Raw genomic sequence first — 14,988 nt, 5'->3', positions numbered from 1 at the left:
ACGGAGTGCCGCAGGGTCGCCACCACCCGGCGCACGCCGGCGTCGCGGACGTCCCCGGCGATCATCGGCGCCTGGCGCGGGTCCTCGCCGACGAGGTCACGCAACCACCGGGCCGCCTGGCCCAGCATCGTGGGCGCCGCCGGGTCGGCCGTCGGGCCGACCAGCACGAGCGCGCCCACCAGGTCCGGGCGCCGGACCGCCAGCTCGACGGCGACCTGGCAGCCGAACGAGTTGCCGAGCACCGCGGCGGCGCGCACCCCCGCCTGGTCCATCCAGGCGGCCACCACGCCGGCGTGCTGCTCGGTGCTCAGCGCCCGGCGCGGCGTGCCGGACAGCCCGAAGCCGGGCAGGTCGGGCACGTACACCGGGCCGGGCAGGGCGGCCGCCGTCGGCATCAGGTAGCGGTGCGACACGGCCAGGCCGTGCAGCAGCACCCACGGCGCCGCGCCGTCCGTCCCCGCCGCGCCGGGGCGGTGCCGGACGTGCAGGCGCAGGCCGTGCGCCGTCGCCGTGCCGCTGACGAACCCGCCGGCCGGGTCCGGGGCGGCGTGGATCAGCCGTCGCTGGGCGGGGCTCATCCGGGCGGTGCGCGGCAGTCGCATCCCGGTGGGGTACCCGGCGCCGCCCGCTCCCACGCCGGTCGCGCCGCATGACTAGAACGCCCGGGGCGGGGTAGCCGGGGATCGTCCAGCCCGGCGCCCGTTCGCGGAGGAAACCATGACCACCAGCCAGTCCCGCCAGGACGTCGTCGACGTCCTCACCGCCGACCACCGTGACGCCGTCGCCCTGATCGGCGAGGTCTGGACGATCAAGGACCCGATGATGCGCCGCGACCTCATCGACACCTGCATCAGCGAGCTGGTCCGGCACGCCGTCGCCGAGGAGATGTACGTCTACCCGGCCATGCGCAAGCACCTGCCCGACGGCGAGAAGGCCGTCGAGCACGACATCGAGGAGCACAAGGAACTCGAGAAGGCGATGAAGGAGCTCGAGTCGGCGGACGTGTCCACGCCCGAGTTCGAGGCGGCGCTGCGCCGGCTGGAGACGCAGCTCGCCGACCACGTGCAGGACGAGGAGACCGAGCAGTTCCCCGAGCTGCGCCGCCGCATCCCGGCCGACGAGCTGGTCGAGCTGGCCGGCATGGTCGAGGCCGCGAAGAAGCTGGCGCCCACCCGGCCGCACCCCGCAGCGCCCAACAGCGAGCTGTTCCACAAGCTCGTGGGCCCCGGCGTCGGCCTGGTCGACCGGCTGCGCGACAAGCTCACCGGCCGCGCCACCCGCTGAGCGGGCGCCGCGCGCCGGCGCGGGTCAGCAGAGCTGGGACCGGCCGCCGGCCAGCAGGGAGGCGAGCCGGTCGACCGGCTCGTCGTCCGCCTCGGTGTCCGGACCGGCCTCCAGCGCCAACATCATCGCGACGCCGGTGATCCACCCGGCGACGTCCTCGTCGGCGGTGTGGGCGTTCGCGGTCTGCCACGCCTCGACGAAGGCGGCGGCCGTGAACTCCCGCGCCCGGGCCGGGTCCGTCATGAGGGCGGTCAGGCCGGCGGTCACCGCGGGGGACAGGGCCTCGTAGAGCCGGGTGAAGGCGGCGCGGTCCAGGACCGCCATGCCGCGCACGAGGTGCCGCAGGCGGGCCGGGTCCGTCCGGTACGCGGCCAGGACGGTCACCGTGGCCGTCAGAGCTCGGCGTCCATGGTCGCGCGCAGGCGGCTCAGCGCCCGGCGCAGCAGCCGGGAGACGTGCATCTGCGACAGGTCCAGCTCGGCGGCGATCTGCGCCTGCGTCAGGTTGCCGTAGAACCGCAGCGCGATGATCCGCCGGTCGCGCTCGTCGAGCGTCGCCAGCGCCGGCTGCAGGCTCTCGTGCTGCTCGACCGCCTCGTACCCGGCGTCGGGCGCGCCGAGGGTGTCGCCGAGCTCGATGCCGCCGTCGGCGCCGGTCGGCGTCGACAGCGAGGTCGTGCGGTACGCCCGGGCGCCCTCCAGCCCCTCGATGACGGCCTCCTCGGTGATGCCGAGGTGGGCGGCGACGTCGGCGACCGTGGGGCTGCGGCCGAGGGTGTGCGACAGGACGGTGTCGGCGGTGGTGATGGCCAGCCGCAGTTCCTGCAGGCGGCGGGGAACGCGGATCGCCCACGTGCGGTCGCGGAAGTGCCGTTTGATCTCGCCCGCGATCGTCGGGATGGCGAACGCGGTGAACGGCGTGCCCCGCCCGGCGTCGAACCGGTCGACGGCGCGGATGAGGCCGATGGACGCGACCTGCACCAGGTCGTCGAGGCTCTCGCCGTTGCGGGCGTAGCGCTGGGCGAGCCGGCGGGCCATCGGCCGCCACGCCTCGATCGCGGCCGCGCGGGCGGCGTCGTGCCCGGCGGTGCCCGCCGGGTGCCCGGCGAGCGCGTCGATGAGGGCGTCGGCCCGGCTCTCGTGAATCGGTACGGCGGTCATGGTGCCTCTTCCTGGTGCCTGGTACGAGGCGGAGGTGCGGTCAGCTGGTGCGCACGTCGGCGAGCAGGGCCGGCGCGGACCGGCTGTCGCCCGCGTCGGCGGCGGCGGTCAGCGCGGCCGCGGCCGACTCGGGCGTCGCCGCGGGCGGCACGACGAGCAGGTCGAACCGGTCGGCGTGCACGTCGCAGACGGCGGTGAGCAGGCCGGCGGGCTGCGAGCTGAACCAGCCCAGCCGCACGACGCTCCCGCCGACGCTCATCCGGCGCGGGTGCGGCGTCTCCCAGTCGGCGGCGTGCAGCAGCAGGTGGGTGACGGTGCCGCGGCTGCCGCTCAGCGCCTCCACGAGGGCGGGCAGCTCGGCCGCGGGGTCGGTGGTGCGCGGCCACCAGGCGCCGTCGATGGCGGCGGACCGCCCGGCGGACCCGGCGAGCCGCAGCCGGTCGTTCCCGGCGGGGCCGTCCGGCTCAGCCGGAGCGACCGCCTTGGCCTGCTCGGCCGGCTTGGCCTGCTCGGTCGGCTTGGCCTGCTCGGTCTGCTCGGCCTGCTCGGTCTGCTCGGTCGGCTCGGCCTGCTCGGTCGGCTTGGTCAGCTTGGCCGGCTTGACCGGAGCGGCTGCCTTGGTCGGCTCGGTCGGAGCGGCTGCCTTGGTCGGCTCGGCCGCAGCGGCGGCGGCCGGGGTGGCCGGAGCCGGCGTCATCGGGGCCGGAGTAGCCGGTGCCGCAACCGCCGGGGTGGCAGGGGCCGCAGCGGCCGGAGCCGGGGCCGGAGTGGCCGGGGCTGCGGCGGCGGGTGTGGCAGGGGTGGGACGGGGCGCGGTGGCTGTCATGGGACTCGAGTCCTCTCGCGCGGCCGGAGGTCGTCCGCCGCGGGTGCCGGGAAATGCAAAGAATGCGCCAGACAAAAAGCGCCGTAGGGTCTCGGAGACCCTGCGGCGCCGGCACGTCCACGAAATCTTCAGTTCGGTACCCGCACGCTACCACGAAATCGGCCGCGAAAACGGCGGGAATGGATGCCGGAATGTGTGCCGGTGGTGGGACGTGCGGATTTCCGGGTCACCTGTACGGTGGCGGCGTGATGGTTCAGCGGCACTGGTGGAACGGCAGCACGACCACGCGCTCACGGCGCGACGTCTTCATCCGCAGCGACGGCCGGCGGTGGGACGTGCTGGTGCGCATCGGCGGCGCGCCCGGGCGGTCGCGGGTGCAGGACTGCCCGAGCGGGAGTGCGGCGGCGATCGTGGCGGGCGCGTGGCGGGGCTCGGAGCACACGTGGCGCGAGGTGCAGCCGCCGCTGCCCGTCTGAGCGCGGATCAGGCCTGCTGGTCGGCGGTCGGCTGGTCGGCAGGGAGGGCCGGCAGGTCGGCGGGGTCGATGCCGAGCGTGGCGAACAGGCCGGTGTGCCGGGTCGCGTCGACCCGGTCCGGCAGTTCGCGGTCGACCCAGTCGGCCCGCATGTGCAGCCCGCGGCCGCGCAGCGCGGCGACGACGGCCGGCTTGCCGACGACGATCCGGCGCGGGAAATCGGTCTGGTGCACTGTCATGTCTTCTCCAGAAAATGCGCGTGCCGGGACGGTGAACAAAAAAGGCGCCGGGCGGGGTTCGGATACCCACCGGGCGCCGGCGACGTCCACGGAAATCAAAACTGCGACACCGCCACGCTAACACGGAATGCGCACGGCCACCGGCGGGCGGAGGGCGGGGGCCGGGGGAGCGGGGCGCCCGGGCGTCCGGCAGAATCGCGGCGTGGTGCGAGCACAGGATGACGCCAGTCCCCCCGCGGCGTCGGTGTCCCAGGAGCATTTCGTCAACCTGTACCTGGCGAAGGACGACCCGTGGGATCTCGCGATCAAGTGGCACGACCAGCGCAAGTACGCGGTGACGATGGCGAGCCTGCCGCGGCCGCGGTACCGCCGCTGCTACGAGCCGGGCTGCTCGGTCGGCCTGCTGACCCGGATGCTGGCGGAGCGCTGCGACGAGGTACTGGCCGTCGACTGCGCCGCCGACGCGGTGCGGCAGACCGCCGAGCTGGTGCGCGACCTGCCGCACGTCGATGCGGCCCTGGCGATGCTGCCGGCGGAGCTGCCGGCGGGCACGTTCGACCTGATGGTCGTCGGTGACCTGCTGTACTACCTGTCCGCCGAGGACATGAGCGCGCTGCTGGACGGGCTGGTGGCCCGCCTGGAGCCGGGTGGCGACCTGGTGTCGGTGCACTTCCGCGACCGGGAGCACGGCGGCAACTACGACGGCTTCAACGCCCACCGCGAGCTGCTGGCGTGGCCCGGGCTGGAGCCGGTCGTGCACCACGAGGACGAGTGGTTCGTCCTGGACGTGCTGCGCCGGGCGATCTAGCGCCCCATTTCTCTCCGTGACAGGTGTGTTACGGAGATGTGCAGATGGCGTGAACGAGGCGCGTTGACCGGATGCAGAATGCATCCTATTTTGTGAGTCGGGTCACCTCGACCGTCATCACTCCGTCACCGACTACCGCGGCCACCCCCGGCGCGCGGCGATGGCGCACGCCCTCACCCATCTCCCCGTGGAGGAGGCACCATGACCACCCCCGCATCCCCCGCCCGCGCCGTACCCCCCGCCGTCGACGTGGTCGTCGTCGGCGCCGGCTTCTCCGGCATGTACCTGCTGCACCGGCTCCGCAAGCTCGGCATGTCCGCCGTCGTGTTCGAGGCGGGCACCGACGTCGGCGGCACCTGGTACTGGAACCGCTACCCGGGCGCCCGCGTCGACGTCGAGAGCCTCGCCTACTCGTACTCCTTCTCCGCCGAACTGGAGCAGGAGTACCCGTGGGAGGAGCGCTACCCGACGCAGCCGGAGATCCTCAAGTACGCCCAGCACGTCGCCGACCGCTTCGACCTGCGCCGCGACATCGTCTTCCGCACCCGGGTCAGCGGCGCCACCTGGGACGACGAGAGCCGCAGCTGGCTGGTCCGCACCGAGCACGCCGACGCCGTCACCGCCCGGTTCCTCGTCATGGCGACCGGCTGCCTGTCGGCGTCGAAGATGCCGGAGATCCCCGGGCTCGACACGTTCAAGGGCGCGACCTACCACACCGCGCACTGGCCGCACGAGGGCGTCGACTTCACCGGCCAGCGCGTCGGCATCATCGGCACCGGCTCGTCGGGCGTGCAGTCCATCCCGGTCATCGCCGAGCAGGCCGCCGAGCTGACCGTCTTCCAGCGCACCCCCGCGTACTCGCTGCCCGCCCGCAACCGGCGGCTGCGCCCGGACGAGGTCGCCGCCATGCGGGCCGACTACCGGTCGTACCGGCAGGCGCAGAAGGAGTCCGCGGCCGGCGTGCCCGTCGTGGTGCCGACGAAGTCGGCCCTGGAGGTGTCCGACTCCGAGCGCCACGCCATCTACGAGGCGGCGTGGGAGAGCGGCAGCCTGGTCAACCTGCTGTCCACGTTCACCGACCTGTCGACCAGCCAGGAGGCCAACGACACGGCCAAGAGCTGGATCCACGGCAAGATCCACGACATCGTGGACGACCCGCAGGTGGCCGCCGACCTGTGCCCCGACTACCCGGTCGGCACCAAGCGCCCCTGCCTGGACACCAACTACTACGAGACCTACAACCGCGACAACGTGCACCTGGTGAACCTGCGCCGCACCCCGCTGGTCGAGATCACCGAGCGCGGCGTGCGCACCGCCGAGAGGGAACACGAGTTCGACGTCATCGTGTACGCCACCGGCTTCGACGCCATGACCGGCTCGCTGACCAACGTGGACATCCGCGGCCGCGACGGGCTGTCGCTGAAGGAGACGTGGAGCGCCGGGCCGCGCACGTACCTCGGGATCGGCTCCGCCGGGTTCCCCAACCTGTTCATGATCACCGGTCCGGGCAGCCCGTCCGTGCTGTCCAACATGATCGTGTCGATCGAGCAGCACGTCGACTGGGTCGTCGACCTCGTCGAGCACCTGCGCGACCAGGGCCTGCGCACGGTCGAGGCGCTGCCCGAGGCGCAGGACGCCTGGGTCGACCACGTCAACGAGATCGCCGGCTACACCCTCTACCCCAAGGCCAACTCCTGGTACCTGGGCGCCAACGTGCCCGGCAAGCCGCGCGTGTTCATGCCCTACGCCGGCGGGGTGGGCGCGTACCGCAAGAAGTGCGACGAGGTGGCCGAGAAGGGCTACGAGGGCTTCGCCATCGCCGCCTGAACCCCTTCCCCCGCAACGAACTGGAGCGAACCGTGTCCCCACACCACCCGATCGACCCCGACGTCCGCCCCCCGCTCGAGGGCCTGCTCGAGGCGCTGCCCGGCGGCTTCAACGCGATCCCCGACATCGTGCAGCGCCGCGCCACCGTCGACGGCATCATGGGCGCCACCCCGGTGCCGCCGAACCCGAACGTCACCACCGAGGACCGCACCGTGCCCGGCCCGGACGGCGAGCCCGACATCTCGGTGCGCATCTACCGGCCGAACGGCGTGGGCGCCGAGGCCCCCGGGATCTACTTCATCCACGGCGGCGGCATGATCCTCGGCAACGTCGCCGGCGAGGACGCGGTGGCCAGCACGCTGTGCGAGCAGGTCGGCGCGGTCGTCGTGAGCGTCGAGTACCGGCTGTCGCCGGAGCACCCGCACCCGGCGCCCGCCGAGGACTGCTACGCCGGCCTCGTCTGGACCGCCAAGAACGCCGCCGAGCTGGGCATCGACCCGGACCGGCTGGCCATCTACGGCGCCAGCGCCGGCGGCGGCCTCACCATCGCCGTCGCCCTGATGGCCCGCGACCGCGGCGGCCCCGCCCTGCGGTTCATCATGCCGATCTACCCGATGATCGACGACCGCAACGAGACCGCGTCCAGCCACGAGGTCACCGACGTCGGCATCTGGGACCGCGCCGGCAACATCGAGGCCTGGTCCTGGTACCTCGGCGGCAACGAGCCCGACGGCTACGCCGCGCCGGCCCGCGCCGAGGACCTGTCCGGCCTGCCGCCCACGTTCATCGACGTCGGCACCGTCGACATGTTCCGCGACGAGGACATCGCCTTCGCCCAGCGCCTGCTCGCGGCCGGCGTGCCCACCGAGCTGCACGTGCACCCCGGCGCCTACCACGCCGCCGAGGTGTTCGCTGGCGAGGCGCCGCTGTCCCGGCGCATCTGGGCGCTGCGCGTCGACGCCCTGAAGCGCGCCCTCGCCTGACCCCCTCGCGGCCGCGGACCGGGACGACGCCGTCCCGGTCCGCCGCCGCGAGCGGTCAGCAGAACCGGGGCAGGTGGTGGGCCAGCTGCGCCCGCCACGACGGCCAGTCGTGCGGCACGTCGTGCCCCCACAGGTCCAGCTCGTGCCGGATGCCCTTCTCCGCCAGCAGCCCCGCCATCCGCCGCGTCGACGCCAGCGCGCCGGTGGTGTCCTCCCACTGCCCCTGCCCGCACACCAGCAGGACGCTGAGCCGCGACCGCAGCCAGTCCAGGTGCTCGCCGTGCAACCCCGGCACGTAGTCGACGGGATTGTGGAAGTAGACGGCGTCGCCGCGCTCGCCCCAGCCCCGCCACGTCGTCGGGTCGTAGTTGCCGCTCAGGCACAGGGCGAGCGGGAACAGGTCGGCGCGGCGCAGCGCCAGGTTCAGCGCGTGGTACGCCCCCAGCGACACCCCGGTGACCATGATCTCGGCGTCGCCGGTGTCCGCCCGCACATGAGCGACGACCTCCTCGACGATCCACCGCTCGTACACCTCGTGCCGCCGGGCCCGCTCCTCCAGCGGCAGGTGCGCGGCCGACCACGTCGCGGCGTCGAACGACTCGGCGCAGTACAGCTTCACCCGCCCGGCCCCGATGAGGTCCCCGACGGCGCCGACCATGCCGTTGTCGGCGAACTCCCAGGCCCGGCCGCCCTCGGACGGAAAGGCGAGCACGGGCCGCCCCCAGTGCCCGTAGACGGCGACGGTGCCCGCCGCGCCGGTCGCGGGGGAGCGCAGGTCGACCGCGTAGTGGCGCATGCCCTCAGTCTGCCGCAGCGCCGGCCGCCGCGAGACATCGATGGTTGACGAACCCGATACAGGTCTGAAACATTGTGGATTCCGGACCGAAAGAAGTGAGCAACTTCTCCGCAATAAGTCGCGCGGGAGTCGCAAGCCGACGGCGTCCGGTACCGCCCGACCGATGCCGCACGCGCGGCGGAGCGGCCCTCCCTGTCGTCTCGAGCGGAACAGAAGGAACCCACATGAGACGGAAGCATCGCGTCCGGCTGCTGGTCAGCTCCCTGCTCGCCACCGTCCTCGTCGTCACGTCGGCGCCCGCCCCGGCCGCGGCGGCGGGCGGGCCGAACCTCGCGGCGGGGCGGCCCGTCGCGACGAGCGGGGCGCACGGCGCGCATCCCGCGTCGAACGTCGCCGACGGCAACCCGTCGACCTACTGGGAGGGGCCGGCGAACGCGTTCCCGCAGTGGGTGCAGGCGGACCTCGGCAGTGCCGTCGCCGTCGACCAGGTGGTGCTCAAGCTGCCCCCGTCCAGCCTGTGGGGCACGCGGACGCAGACGCTGAGCGTGCAGGGCAGCACCGACGGCACCGGTTTCAGCACGCTGAGCGCGTCCGCCGGGCGGGTGTTCGACCCGGCGCGGGCCAACACCGTCACCGTCGACTTCGCGGCGGCGACCGTCCGGTTCGTGCGCGTGCACGTCACCGGCAACACCGGGTGGGGCGCGGCGCAGCTGTCGGAGCTGGAGGTCTACGGCGCCGGCGGGTCCGAGCCGGAGGAGCCGGAGGAGCCGCCGGCGGGCGGCAACCTGGCCGCGGGCAAGCCGCTGGAGGCGTCGTCGTCGGTGTTCGGCTTCGTCGCGGCCAACGCCGGCGACGGCAGCACCGGCACCTACTGGGAGTCCGGCGCGCTGCCGGCCACGCTGACCGCCCGGCTCGGCGCCGACGCGCAGATCACCGGGGTCGTCGTGAAGCTCAACCCGGACCCGGTGTGGGGGCCGCGGACGCAGGCGGTGCAGGTGCTCGGCCGGGTGCAGGGCGCCGCCGGGTTCACGTCGCTGAAGGCGCGCGCCGACTACGCGTTCAGCCCGGCCGGCAACCAGAACACCGTGACGATCCCGGTCACCGGCCGGGCCGCCGACGTGCAGCTGCAGTTCTTCGCCAACAGCGGCGCGCCCGGCGGCCAGGTCGCCGAGCTGCAGGTGCTCGGCTCGTGGGCGCCCGGGCCCGACCTGGTGGTCACCGGGCTGACGTGGTCGCCGTCGGCGCCGAGCGAGGCGTCCGACGTCACCGTCTCGGCCACGGTGCGCAACCAGGGCACCGCCGCGGCGCCGGCCACCACCGCGGACATCAGCGTCGGCGGCACCGTCGCCGGCAGCGCCGCGGTGCCCGCGCTGGCCGCGGGCGCGTCGGCCACGGTAACCGTGAACGCCGGCCGGCGCGCGCAGGGCAGCTACGCCGTGGCGGCCGTCGTCGACCCGGCGAACACCGTGCCGGAGCAGAACAACGACAACAACCGGTTCACCGCCGCCGCGCAGCTCGTCGTGGCGCAGGCGCCCGGCCCGGACCTGACCGTCACGGCCATCACCTCGAACCCGCCGAACCCGGCGGTCGGCGCGGCCGTCACGTTCACCGTGGCCGTGCAGAACCGCGGCACGTCGGCGGCGGGCGCGTCGGTCACCCGGCTCACCGCGGGCGGCGCGACCCTGACCGGGGCCACCCCGGCGATCGCCGCCGGGGCGGGCGCGACCGTCACCATCGGCGGCAGCTGGACCGCCACCAGCGGCGGCGCCACCCTCACCGCCACGGCCGACGCCACCGGCGTCGTCGCCGAGACCAACGAGGGCAACAACGCGCTCAGCCGCTCGATCGTCGTCGGCCGCGGCGCCGCCGTGCCGTACGTGTCGTACGAGGCGGAGGCCGGGCGCTACCAGGGCACCCTGCTGGAGGCGGACCCGAAGCGCACGTTCGGCAACGGCAACTTCGGCACCGAGTCGTCCGGCCGCCGGTCGGTGCGCCTCGGCTCGGCCGGCCAGTTCGTGGAGATCACGTCGGCGAACCAGGCCAACTCGATCGTCGTGCGCAACGCCATCCCGGACGCCCCGGGCGGCGGCGGCATCGAGGCCACCATCAGCCTGTACGTCAACGACGTGTTCAGCCGCAAGCTGACGCTGTCGTCGCGGCACAGCTGGCTGTACGGCAGCACCGACGACCCCGAGGGCCTGACCAACACCCCGGGCGGCCCGGCCCGGCGGCTGTTCGACGAGTCGAACGCGCTGCTGGCCCAGAGCTACCCGCCGGGCACCCGGTTCCGGCTGCAGCGCGACGCCGGCGACACCGCCGCGTTCTACGTCATCGACCTGATCGACCTGGAGCAGGTGGCGCCGGCCGCCGGCAAGCCGGCGGAGTGTCGCTCGATCACCGAGTACGGCGCGGTGCCCAACGACGGCAACGACGACACGGCGGCGCTGCAGCGGGCCGTCACCGACGACCAGAACGGCGCCATCGCCTGCGTGTGGATCCCGGCGGGGCAGTGGCGGCAGGAGCAGAAGATCCTGACCGACGACCCGCTGAACCGGGGCACCCACAACCAGGTCGGCATCCGGAACGTGACGATCCGCGGCGCGGGCATGTGGCACTCGCAGCTGTACACGGTGACCGAGCCGCAGAACGCCCAGGGCGCGATCAACCATCCGCACGAGGGCAACTTCGGCTTCGACATCGACGACAACACCCAGATCTCGGACATCGCCATCTTCGGCTCGGGCCGCATCCGCGGCGGCGACGGCAACGCCGAGGGCGGCGTCGGCCTCAACGGCCGGTTCGGCCGCAACACGAGGATCAGCAACGTCTGGATCGAGCACGCGAACGTGGGCGCCTGGGTCGGCCGCGACTACAGCAACATCCCTGAGCTGTGGAACCCCGGCGACGGGCTGGAGTTCACCGGCATGCGCATCCGCAACACGTACGCCGACGGCATCAACTTCACCAACGGCACGCACCACTCGCGGGTGTTCAACTCCTCGTTCCGGACCACCGGCGACGACGCGCTCGCGGTGTGGGCCAGCACGTACGTGAAGGACCAGGCCACCGATGTGGGGCGCGACAACGCGTTCGTGAACAACACGGTGCAGCTGCCGTGGCGGGCCAACGGCATCGCGGTCTACGGCGGCCGCGACAACCGGATCGAGAACAACCTGGTGTACGACACGGCGAACTACCCGGGCATCATGCTGGCCACCGACCACAGCCCGGTGCCGTTCTCGGGCACCACGCTGATCGCGAACAACGGCCTGTACCGCACAGGCGGCGCGTTCTGGGGCGCGGCGCAGGAGTTCGGGGCGATCACGCTGTTCCCGCAGACGCACGACATCGTCGGCGTGACGATCCGGGACACCGAGATCGTCGACTCGACGTACGACGGCATCCAGTTCAAGAACGGCGGCGGCGCGATGCCGGGCGTGCAGATCACCAACGTGCGCATCGACAAGTCGAACAACGGCGCCGGCATCCTCGCGATGGGCGGGGCGCGGGGCAGCGCGACGCTGTCGAACGTCACCATCACGGGTTCGGCCGAGGGCGACATCGTCCGCGAGCCGGGCTCGACGTTCACCATCACCGGCGGCTGACCGCCGGCGGTCCGGGCCGGCCGGGGACGACGTCCCCGGCCGGCCCTGCGCCGCGAACCGGACTCCGGTCGCCGGGCGGCCGCCCGCTCGACACGTCCGACATGTCGCATGTGCCGCGCAGGCGGTGGCGAACAGGCCGAACCGTCCGCCGTGGACGGCAGATGTGATTCGGTCGATCGGGCAGCGTTTGGCCGCCGGACGCGCCGGGAACGCCATGGGTTACACGCTGAGCGACGGTCCGGACACGGCGCGAACGTCCACATCGACCGGCCGGCGCCGCCGCTGACCTGCCCCGACGCCGGTCGGCGGCGTCCCGCCGGGCGTCGCCGGTGCGGGCGCGGTGGCGGTGCGTGAGCGGGGATTCCGGCGTGTGCACGGGGCGTGGCTTGGCGCTACGGTAGCGGGGCGGTCTGCCGGGTCCCTGCCGGCAGGCCCGTCGCGGTTCGGCGACCGGCCTCGGCCGGCGTCCGCAGGCGAGGAGGTGTGATGACCCGGGTCCTGGTGGTGACGGACGGCGGGCGGTCCGGCTCCCACGTCCGCGCCCTGCTCGGCGTCGAGCCGGACATCGACATCGTCGGCACGCTGCCGTTCGACGGCGACCTCGCGGTGCGCGCCGCCGAGCTGTGGCCCAAGGTCGTCGTCATCGACACCGAGTACATGGTGAGCCAGGTCCTGCCGGTGGCGGCGGAGCTGCGCGCCCGCATCCCCGGCGTCTCGATGCTGCTGCTGTGCGACCCGACCAAGCGCGGCATGCTGCCGCCGCGCCGGCGCGCGGGCGACCTGAGCTTCCTGCTCAAGGACGCGTCGCCGGCGCTGCTGGCCGACTCGGTGCGCCGGCTGGCCGGCGGGGAGCGGATCGTGCACCCGCGCCTGCAGGCCGCCTCGCTCAACACCGAGCGCGGGCTGAGCACCCGCGAGCTCGAGGTGCTGGGCCTCGCCGCGGAGGGCGAGTCCGTGGCCGACATCGCCCACCGGCTCTACCTGTCCGGCGGCACGGTGCGCAACTACCTGTCGGCCGTGATCATGAAGACCGGCGCCCGCAACCGGCTCGACGCCATCCGCATCGCGCGCAAGGACGGCTGGCTGCGCTGACCGGCGCCCGCCCCGTCCCATTTCCGCGCCTGGTTCCACCATTCTTCGGTGAATGGAAATCGTCCGCGCGGTGAACATGAACGACGCTCACGTTTGTTATGACATCTGGCACTGTGGCATTACCGCCGCCGGTGACACGCTTTGTTCAACGCGGAGAACGTCGTTCGGTGACGACCGCGAGGGGACACACGCCTGAGCCAGTGGTGTGGCCGCGCTGTGCCTGAAACCAGGTCAGAGGGGCCGCGCAGGCCACCGGACCGCGGCGCGGGGCCCCGGCGGACGGCGACCTGAAATGCGGACGGGCGTCACCGGACAACCAATTATCCGATCCGTCGAAGGTTTGTCGGAGGGGTACGGGAATGACCTCGAGCATGACGGCGGTTCCTCTGACCGGCGTCCAGGAGCCGAGCCGGGCCGAATCCGGAAAACGGCCGCCCCGGCGCCCCGCACGCCATTGGGAAACCGCATACCGGGCGAAGCTGGTCGCCGTGGACGGCGTGGCCGGCGCGCTCGCCGCCGGCGCCGCGTACGCCGTGCGGCCGGGCGCCGACCGCGACGTCTGGGGCACCGGTGCCTACGCCGCCGTCGCCGCCCTCGCCCCCGTCGTCTGGCTGGCCGTGCTGGGCACCGTCCGCGCCCACGACCGGCGGCGCCCCGGCGACGGCCGCGCCGACCTGCGCGACGTCACCGTCACCGTGGCCGCGCTGCTCGGCTTCGTCGCCTGGCTGGCCTGGGCCACCCCCGTCGAGGTGCCGCGCGACTTCATCCTGCTGCTGCTCGCCGTCGCCGCCGCCGGCACCCTGCTCGGCCGCACGCTGCTGCGCCTCGACCTGCAGGTGCGCCGGGCGCGCGGCGAATGCGTGCAGCGGGTGCTGGCCGTCGGCCGGGTGCCCGCGGTCGACGCCCTCGTGCGCCAGCTGCGCCGCGACAAGCACAACACCGCCCACGTCGTCGGGTGCTGCGTGCCGGTGCTCCCGCCCGACGACGCCGCCTTCTACCTCGGCCCGGTGCCCGTCGTCGGCGGCTTCGACGACGTCGCCGCCGCGCTGCGCACCGTCGGCGCCGACACCGTCGCCGTGCTGCCGTGCCCCGAGCTGGACGCGCCGGCGCTGCGCCGGCTCGCCTGGGCGCTGGAGGACGCGGTCCCGCACTTCGTCGTCATCCCCGGCCTGGCCGACGTCGCCGGGCCCCGGCTCGCCGTCGGCCCCGTCGGCGACCTGCCCGTGCTGCACGTCCGGCACGCCCGCCGGCACGGCCTCGCCTGGCTGCTCAAGGGCCTGCTCGACCGGCTCGCCGCCCTCACCGCCCTGCTGCTGCTGGCGCCGCTGATGGCCGTCATCGCGCTGGTGGTGCGCGCCGGCTCGCCCGGCCCCGCCCTGTTCCGGCAGACCCGCGTCGGCCTCGACGGCCGGGAGTTCACGTTCCTGAAGTTCCGCACCATGTACGTCGGCGCCGAGCTGCGCCGCGCCGAGCTCGAGGACAACAACATCAACGGCGACGGCGTGCTGTTCAAGATGCGCGACGACCCCCGGATCACCCGGGCCGGCCGTATCCTGCGCCGCTGGTCGCTCGACGAGCTGCCGCAGCTGCTCAACGTCCTGTCCGGCGAGATGTCGCTGGTCGGGCCCCGCCCGCCGCTGCCGCAGGAGGTCGCCCGGTACGGCCCGGACGTGCACCGCCGGCTCGCCGTGCGCCCCGGGCTGACCGGCCTGTGGCAGATCAGCGGCCGCTCCGACCTGTCCTGGGAGGACGCCGTCCGGCTCGACCTGCGCTACGTCGACAACTGGTCGCTCGGCCTCGACGCCGTCGTCCTGCTGCGCACCCTCCCCGCCGTGCTTAACCGCACCGGCGCCTACTGACCACCGCCCACACCCCCCGACCGTAGGAGGCTCC

At 73.7% G+C, this 14,988-nt stretch carries 13 protein-coding genes and 1 pseudogene; 8 read left to right on the top strand and 6 right to left on the bottom strand.

Annotated elements, in window-relative coordinates; genetic code table 11:
- Positions 1-140: 140 nt before the first annotated feature.
- Positions 141-395 (bottom strand): annotated as a pseudogene (locus Sya03_RS31890) (alpha/beta fold hydrolase); the annotation flags it as partial.
- A gap of 322 nt (positions 396-717) precedes the next feature.
- On the opposite strand from Sya03_RS31890, the gene Sya03_RS21460 reads away from it, so the two are divergent.
- Positions 718-1,284: a hemerythrin domain-containing protein gene (locus tag Sya03_RS21460; protein ID WP_203940159.1), complete on the top strand. Its 567-nt coding sequence runs from the start codon at positions 718-720 to the stop codon at positions 1,282-1,284.
- Between the two features lie 24 nt (positions 1,285-1,308).
- Here Sya03_RS21460 and Sya03_RS21455 read toward each other — a convergent pair whose 3' ends face one another.
- Genes Sya03_RS21455 through Sya03_RS21445 form a run of 3 tightly spaced genes read right to left on the bottom strand, consistent with a single transcriptional unit; the run spans position 1,309 to position 3,141 of the window.
- Entirely contained in the window at positions 1,309-1,668 is a 360-nt protein-coding gene (locus Sya03_RS21455; protein ID WP_203940158.1) for a hypothetical protein, read from the bottom strand.
- An 8-nt stretch (positions 1,669-1,676) separates the two neighbouring features.
- A complete protein-coding gene (locus tag Sya03_RS21450; RefSeq protein ID WP_203940157.1) occupies positions 1,677-2,444 on the bottom strand; it encodes a SigB/SigF/SigG family RNA polymerase sigma factor in 768 nt (255 codons plus the stop codon).
- Positions 2,445-2,484: 40 nt separating this feature from the next.
- Complete coding sequence (locus Sya03_RS21445; protein WP_203940156.1) at positions 2,485-3,141, bottom strand: DUF5994 family protein; 657 nt, start codon at positions 3,139-3,141, stop codon at positions 2,485-2,487.
- A gap of 377 nt (positions 3,142-3,518) precedes the next feature.
- Here Sya03_RS21445 and Sya03_RS21440 point away from each other — a divergent pair, with 377 nt between their 5' ends.
- Positions 3,519-3,746 (top strand): hypothetical protein, encoded by a 228-nt coding sequence (locus Sya03_RS21440; RefSeq protein ID WP_239107751.1) that lies wholly within the window; start codon positions 3,519-3,521, stop codon positions 3,744-3,746.
- A gap of 7 nt (positions 3,747-3,753) precedes the next feature.
- On the opposite strand, the gene Sya03_RS21435 is transcribed toward Sya03_RS21440, so the two are convergent.
- Entirely contained in the window at positions 3,754-3,984 is a 231-nt protein-coding gene (locus tag Sya03_RS21435; RefSeq protein WP_203940154.1) for a hypothetical protein, read from the bottom strand.
- A gap of 202 nt (positions 3,985-4,186) precedes the next feature.
- On the opposite strand from Sya03_RS21435, the gene Sya03_RS21430 reads away from it, so the two are divergent.
- The 3 genes from Sya03_RS21430 to Sya03_RS21420 all read left to right on the top strand — a co-directional run bounded on the left by Sya03_RS21430 (position 4,187) and on the right by Sya03_RS21420 (position 7,602).
- Positions 4,187-4,792 carry an SAM-dependent methyltransferase gene (locus tag Sya03_RS21430; protein WP_239107734.1) on the top strand — a complete coding sequence of 202 codons (606 nt, stop codon included), beginning with the start codon at positions 4,187-4,189 and terminating at the stop codon, positions 4,790-4,792.
- 201 nt (positions 4,793-4,993) lie between these two features.
- Positions 4,994-6,619: a flavin-containing monooxygenase gene (locus Sya03_RS21425; protein WP_203940152.1), complete on the top strand. Its 1,626-nt coding sequence runs from the start codon at positions 4,994-4,996 to the stop codon at positions 6,617-6,619.
- Positions 6,620-6,651: 32 nt separating this feature from the next.
- The gene (locus Sya03_RS21420) at positions 6,652-7,602 is read left to right on the top strand and encodes an alpha/beta hydrolase (RefSeq protein ID WP_203940151.1); all 951 of its coding nucleotides are present in this window, start codon (positions 6,652-6,654) and stop codon (positions 7,600-7,602) included.
- Positions 7,603-7,657: 55 nt separating this feature from the next.
- Here the strand turns inward: Sya03_RS21420 and Sya03_RS21415 are convergent, their stop codons facing one another.
- On the bottom strand, positions 7,658-8,398 hold the full coding sequence (locus Sya03_RS21415; protein ID WP_203940150.1) for an esterase family protein: 741 nt from the start codon (positions 8,396-8,398) through the stop codon (positions 7,658-7,660).
- A 224-nt stretch (positions 8,399-8,622) separates the two neighbouring features.
- Here Sya03_RS21415 and Sya03_RS21410 point away from each other — a divergent pair, with 224 nt between their 5' ends.
- From Sya03_RS21410 to Sya03_RS21400, 3 genes are all read left to right on the top strand, one after another.
- The gene (locus Sya03_RS21410; RefSeq protein WP_203940149.1) at positions 8,623-12,003 is read left to right on the top strand and encodes a CARDB domain-containing protein; all 3,381 of its coding nucleotides are present in this window, start codon (positions 8,623-8,625) and stop codon (positions 12,001-12,003) included.
- A gap of 486 nt (positions 12,004-12,489) precedes the next feature.
- Positions 12,490-13,095: a helix-turn-helix transcriptional regulator gene (locus Sya03_RS21405; protein ID WP_203940148.1), complete on the top strand. Its 606-nt coding sequence runs from the start codon at positions 12,490-12,492 to the stop codon at positions 13,093-13,095.
- A gap of 488 nt (positions 13,096-13,583) precedes the next feature.
- Positions 13,584-14,954: a sugar transferase gene (locus Sya03_RS21400; RefSeq protein ID WP_239107733.1), complete on the top strand. Its 1,371-nt coding sequence runs from the start codon at positions 13,584-13,586 to the stop codon at positions 14,952-14,954.
- The last annotated feature ends 34 nt before the right edge of the window (positions 14,955-14,988 follow it).

The sequence above is a fragment of the Spirilliplanes yamanashiensis genome, assembly GCF_016863475.1.
Classification (GTDB): Bacteria; Actinomycetota; Actinomycetes; order Mycobacteriales; family Micromonosporaceae; genus Spirilliplanes; species Spirilliplanes yamanashiensis.
The sequence above is the reverse complement of the archived record's forward strand: the minus strand, read 5'-3'. Positions and strand labels throughout refer to the sequence as shown.

Coding starts and splice junctions, on each gene's coding strand:
- Sya03_RS21410 (WP_203940149.1), top strand. CDS start 8,623: ATGAGACGGAAGCATCGCGTCCGGCTGCTGGTCAGCTCCCTGCTCGCC.
- Sya03_RS21425 (WP_203940152.1), top strand. CDS start 4,994: ATGACCACCCCCGCATCCCCCGCCCGCGCCGTACCCCCCGCCGTCGAC.
- Sya03_RS21405 (WP_203940148.1), top strand. CDS start 12,490: ATGACCCGGGTCCTGGTGGTGACGGACGGCGGGCGGTCCGGCTCCCAC.
- Sya03_RS21450 (WP_203940157.1), bottom strand. CDS start 2,444: ATGACCGCCGTACCGATTCACGAGAGCCGGGCCGACGCCCTCATCGAC.
- Sya03_RS21445 (WP_203940156.1), bottom strand. CDS start 3,141: ATGACGCCGGCTCCGGCCACCCCGGCCGCCGCCGCTGCGGCCGAGCCG.
- Sya03_RS21435 (WP_203940154.1), bottom strand. CDS start 3,984: ATGACAGTGCACCAGACCGATTTCCCGCGCCGGATCGTCGTCGGCAAG.
- Sya03_RS21440 (WP_239107751.1), top strand. CDS start 3,519: ATGGTTCAGCGGCACTGGTGGAACGGCAGCACGACCACGCGCTCACGG.
- Sya03_RS21415 (WP_203940150.1), bottom strand. CDS start 8,398: ATGCGCCACTACGCGGTCGACCTGCGCTCCCCCGCGACCGGCGCGGCG.
- Sya03_RS21460 (WP_203940159.1), top strand. CDS start 718: ATGACCACCAGCCAGTCCCGCCAGGACGTCGTCGACGTCCTCACCGCC.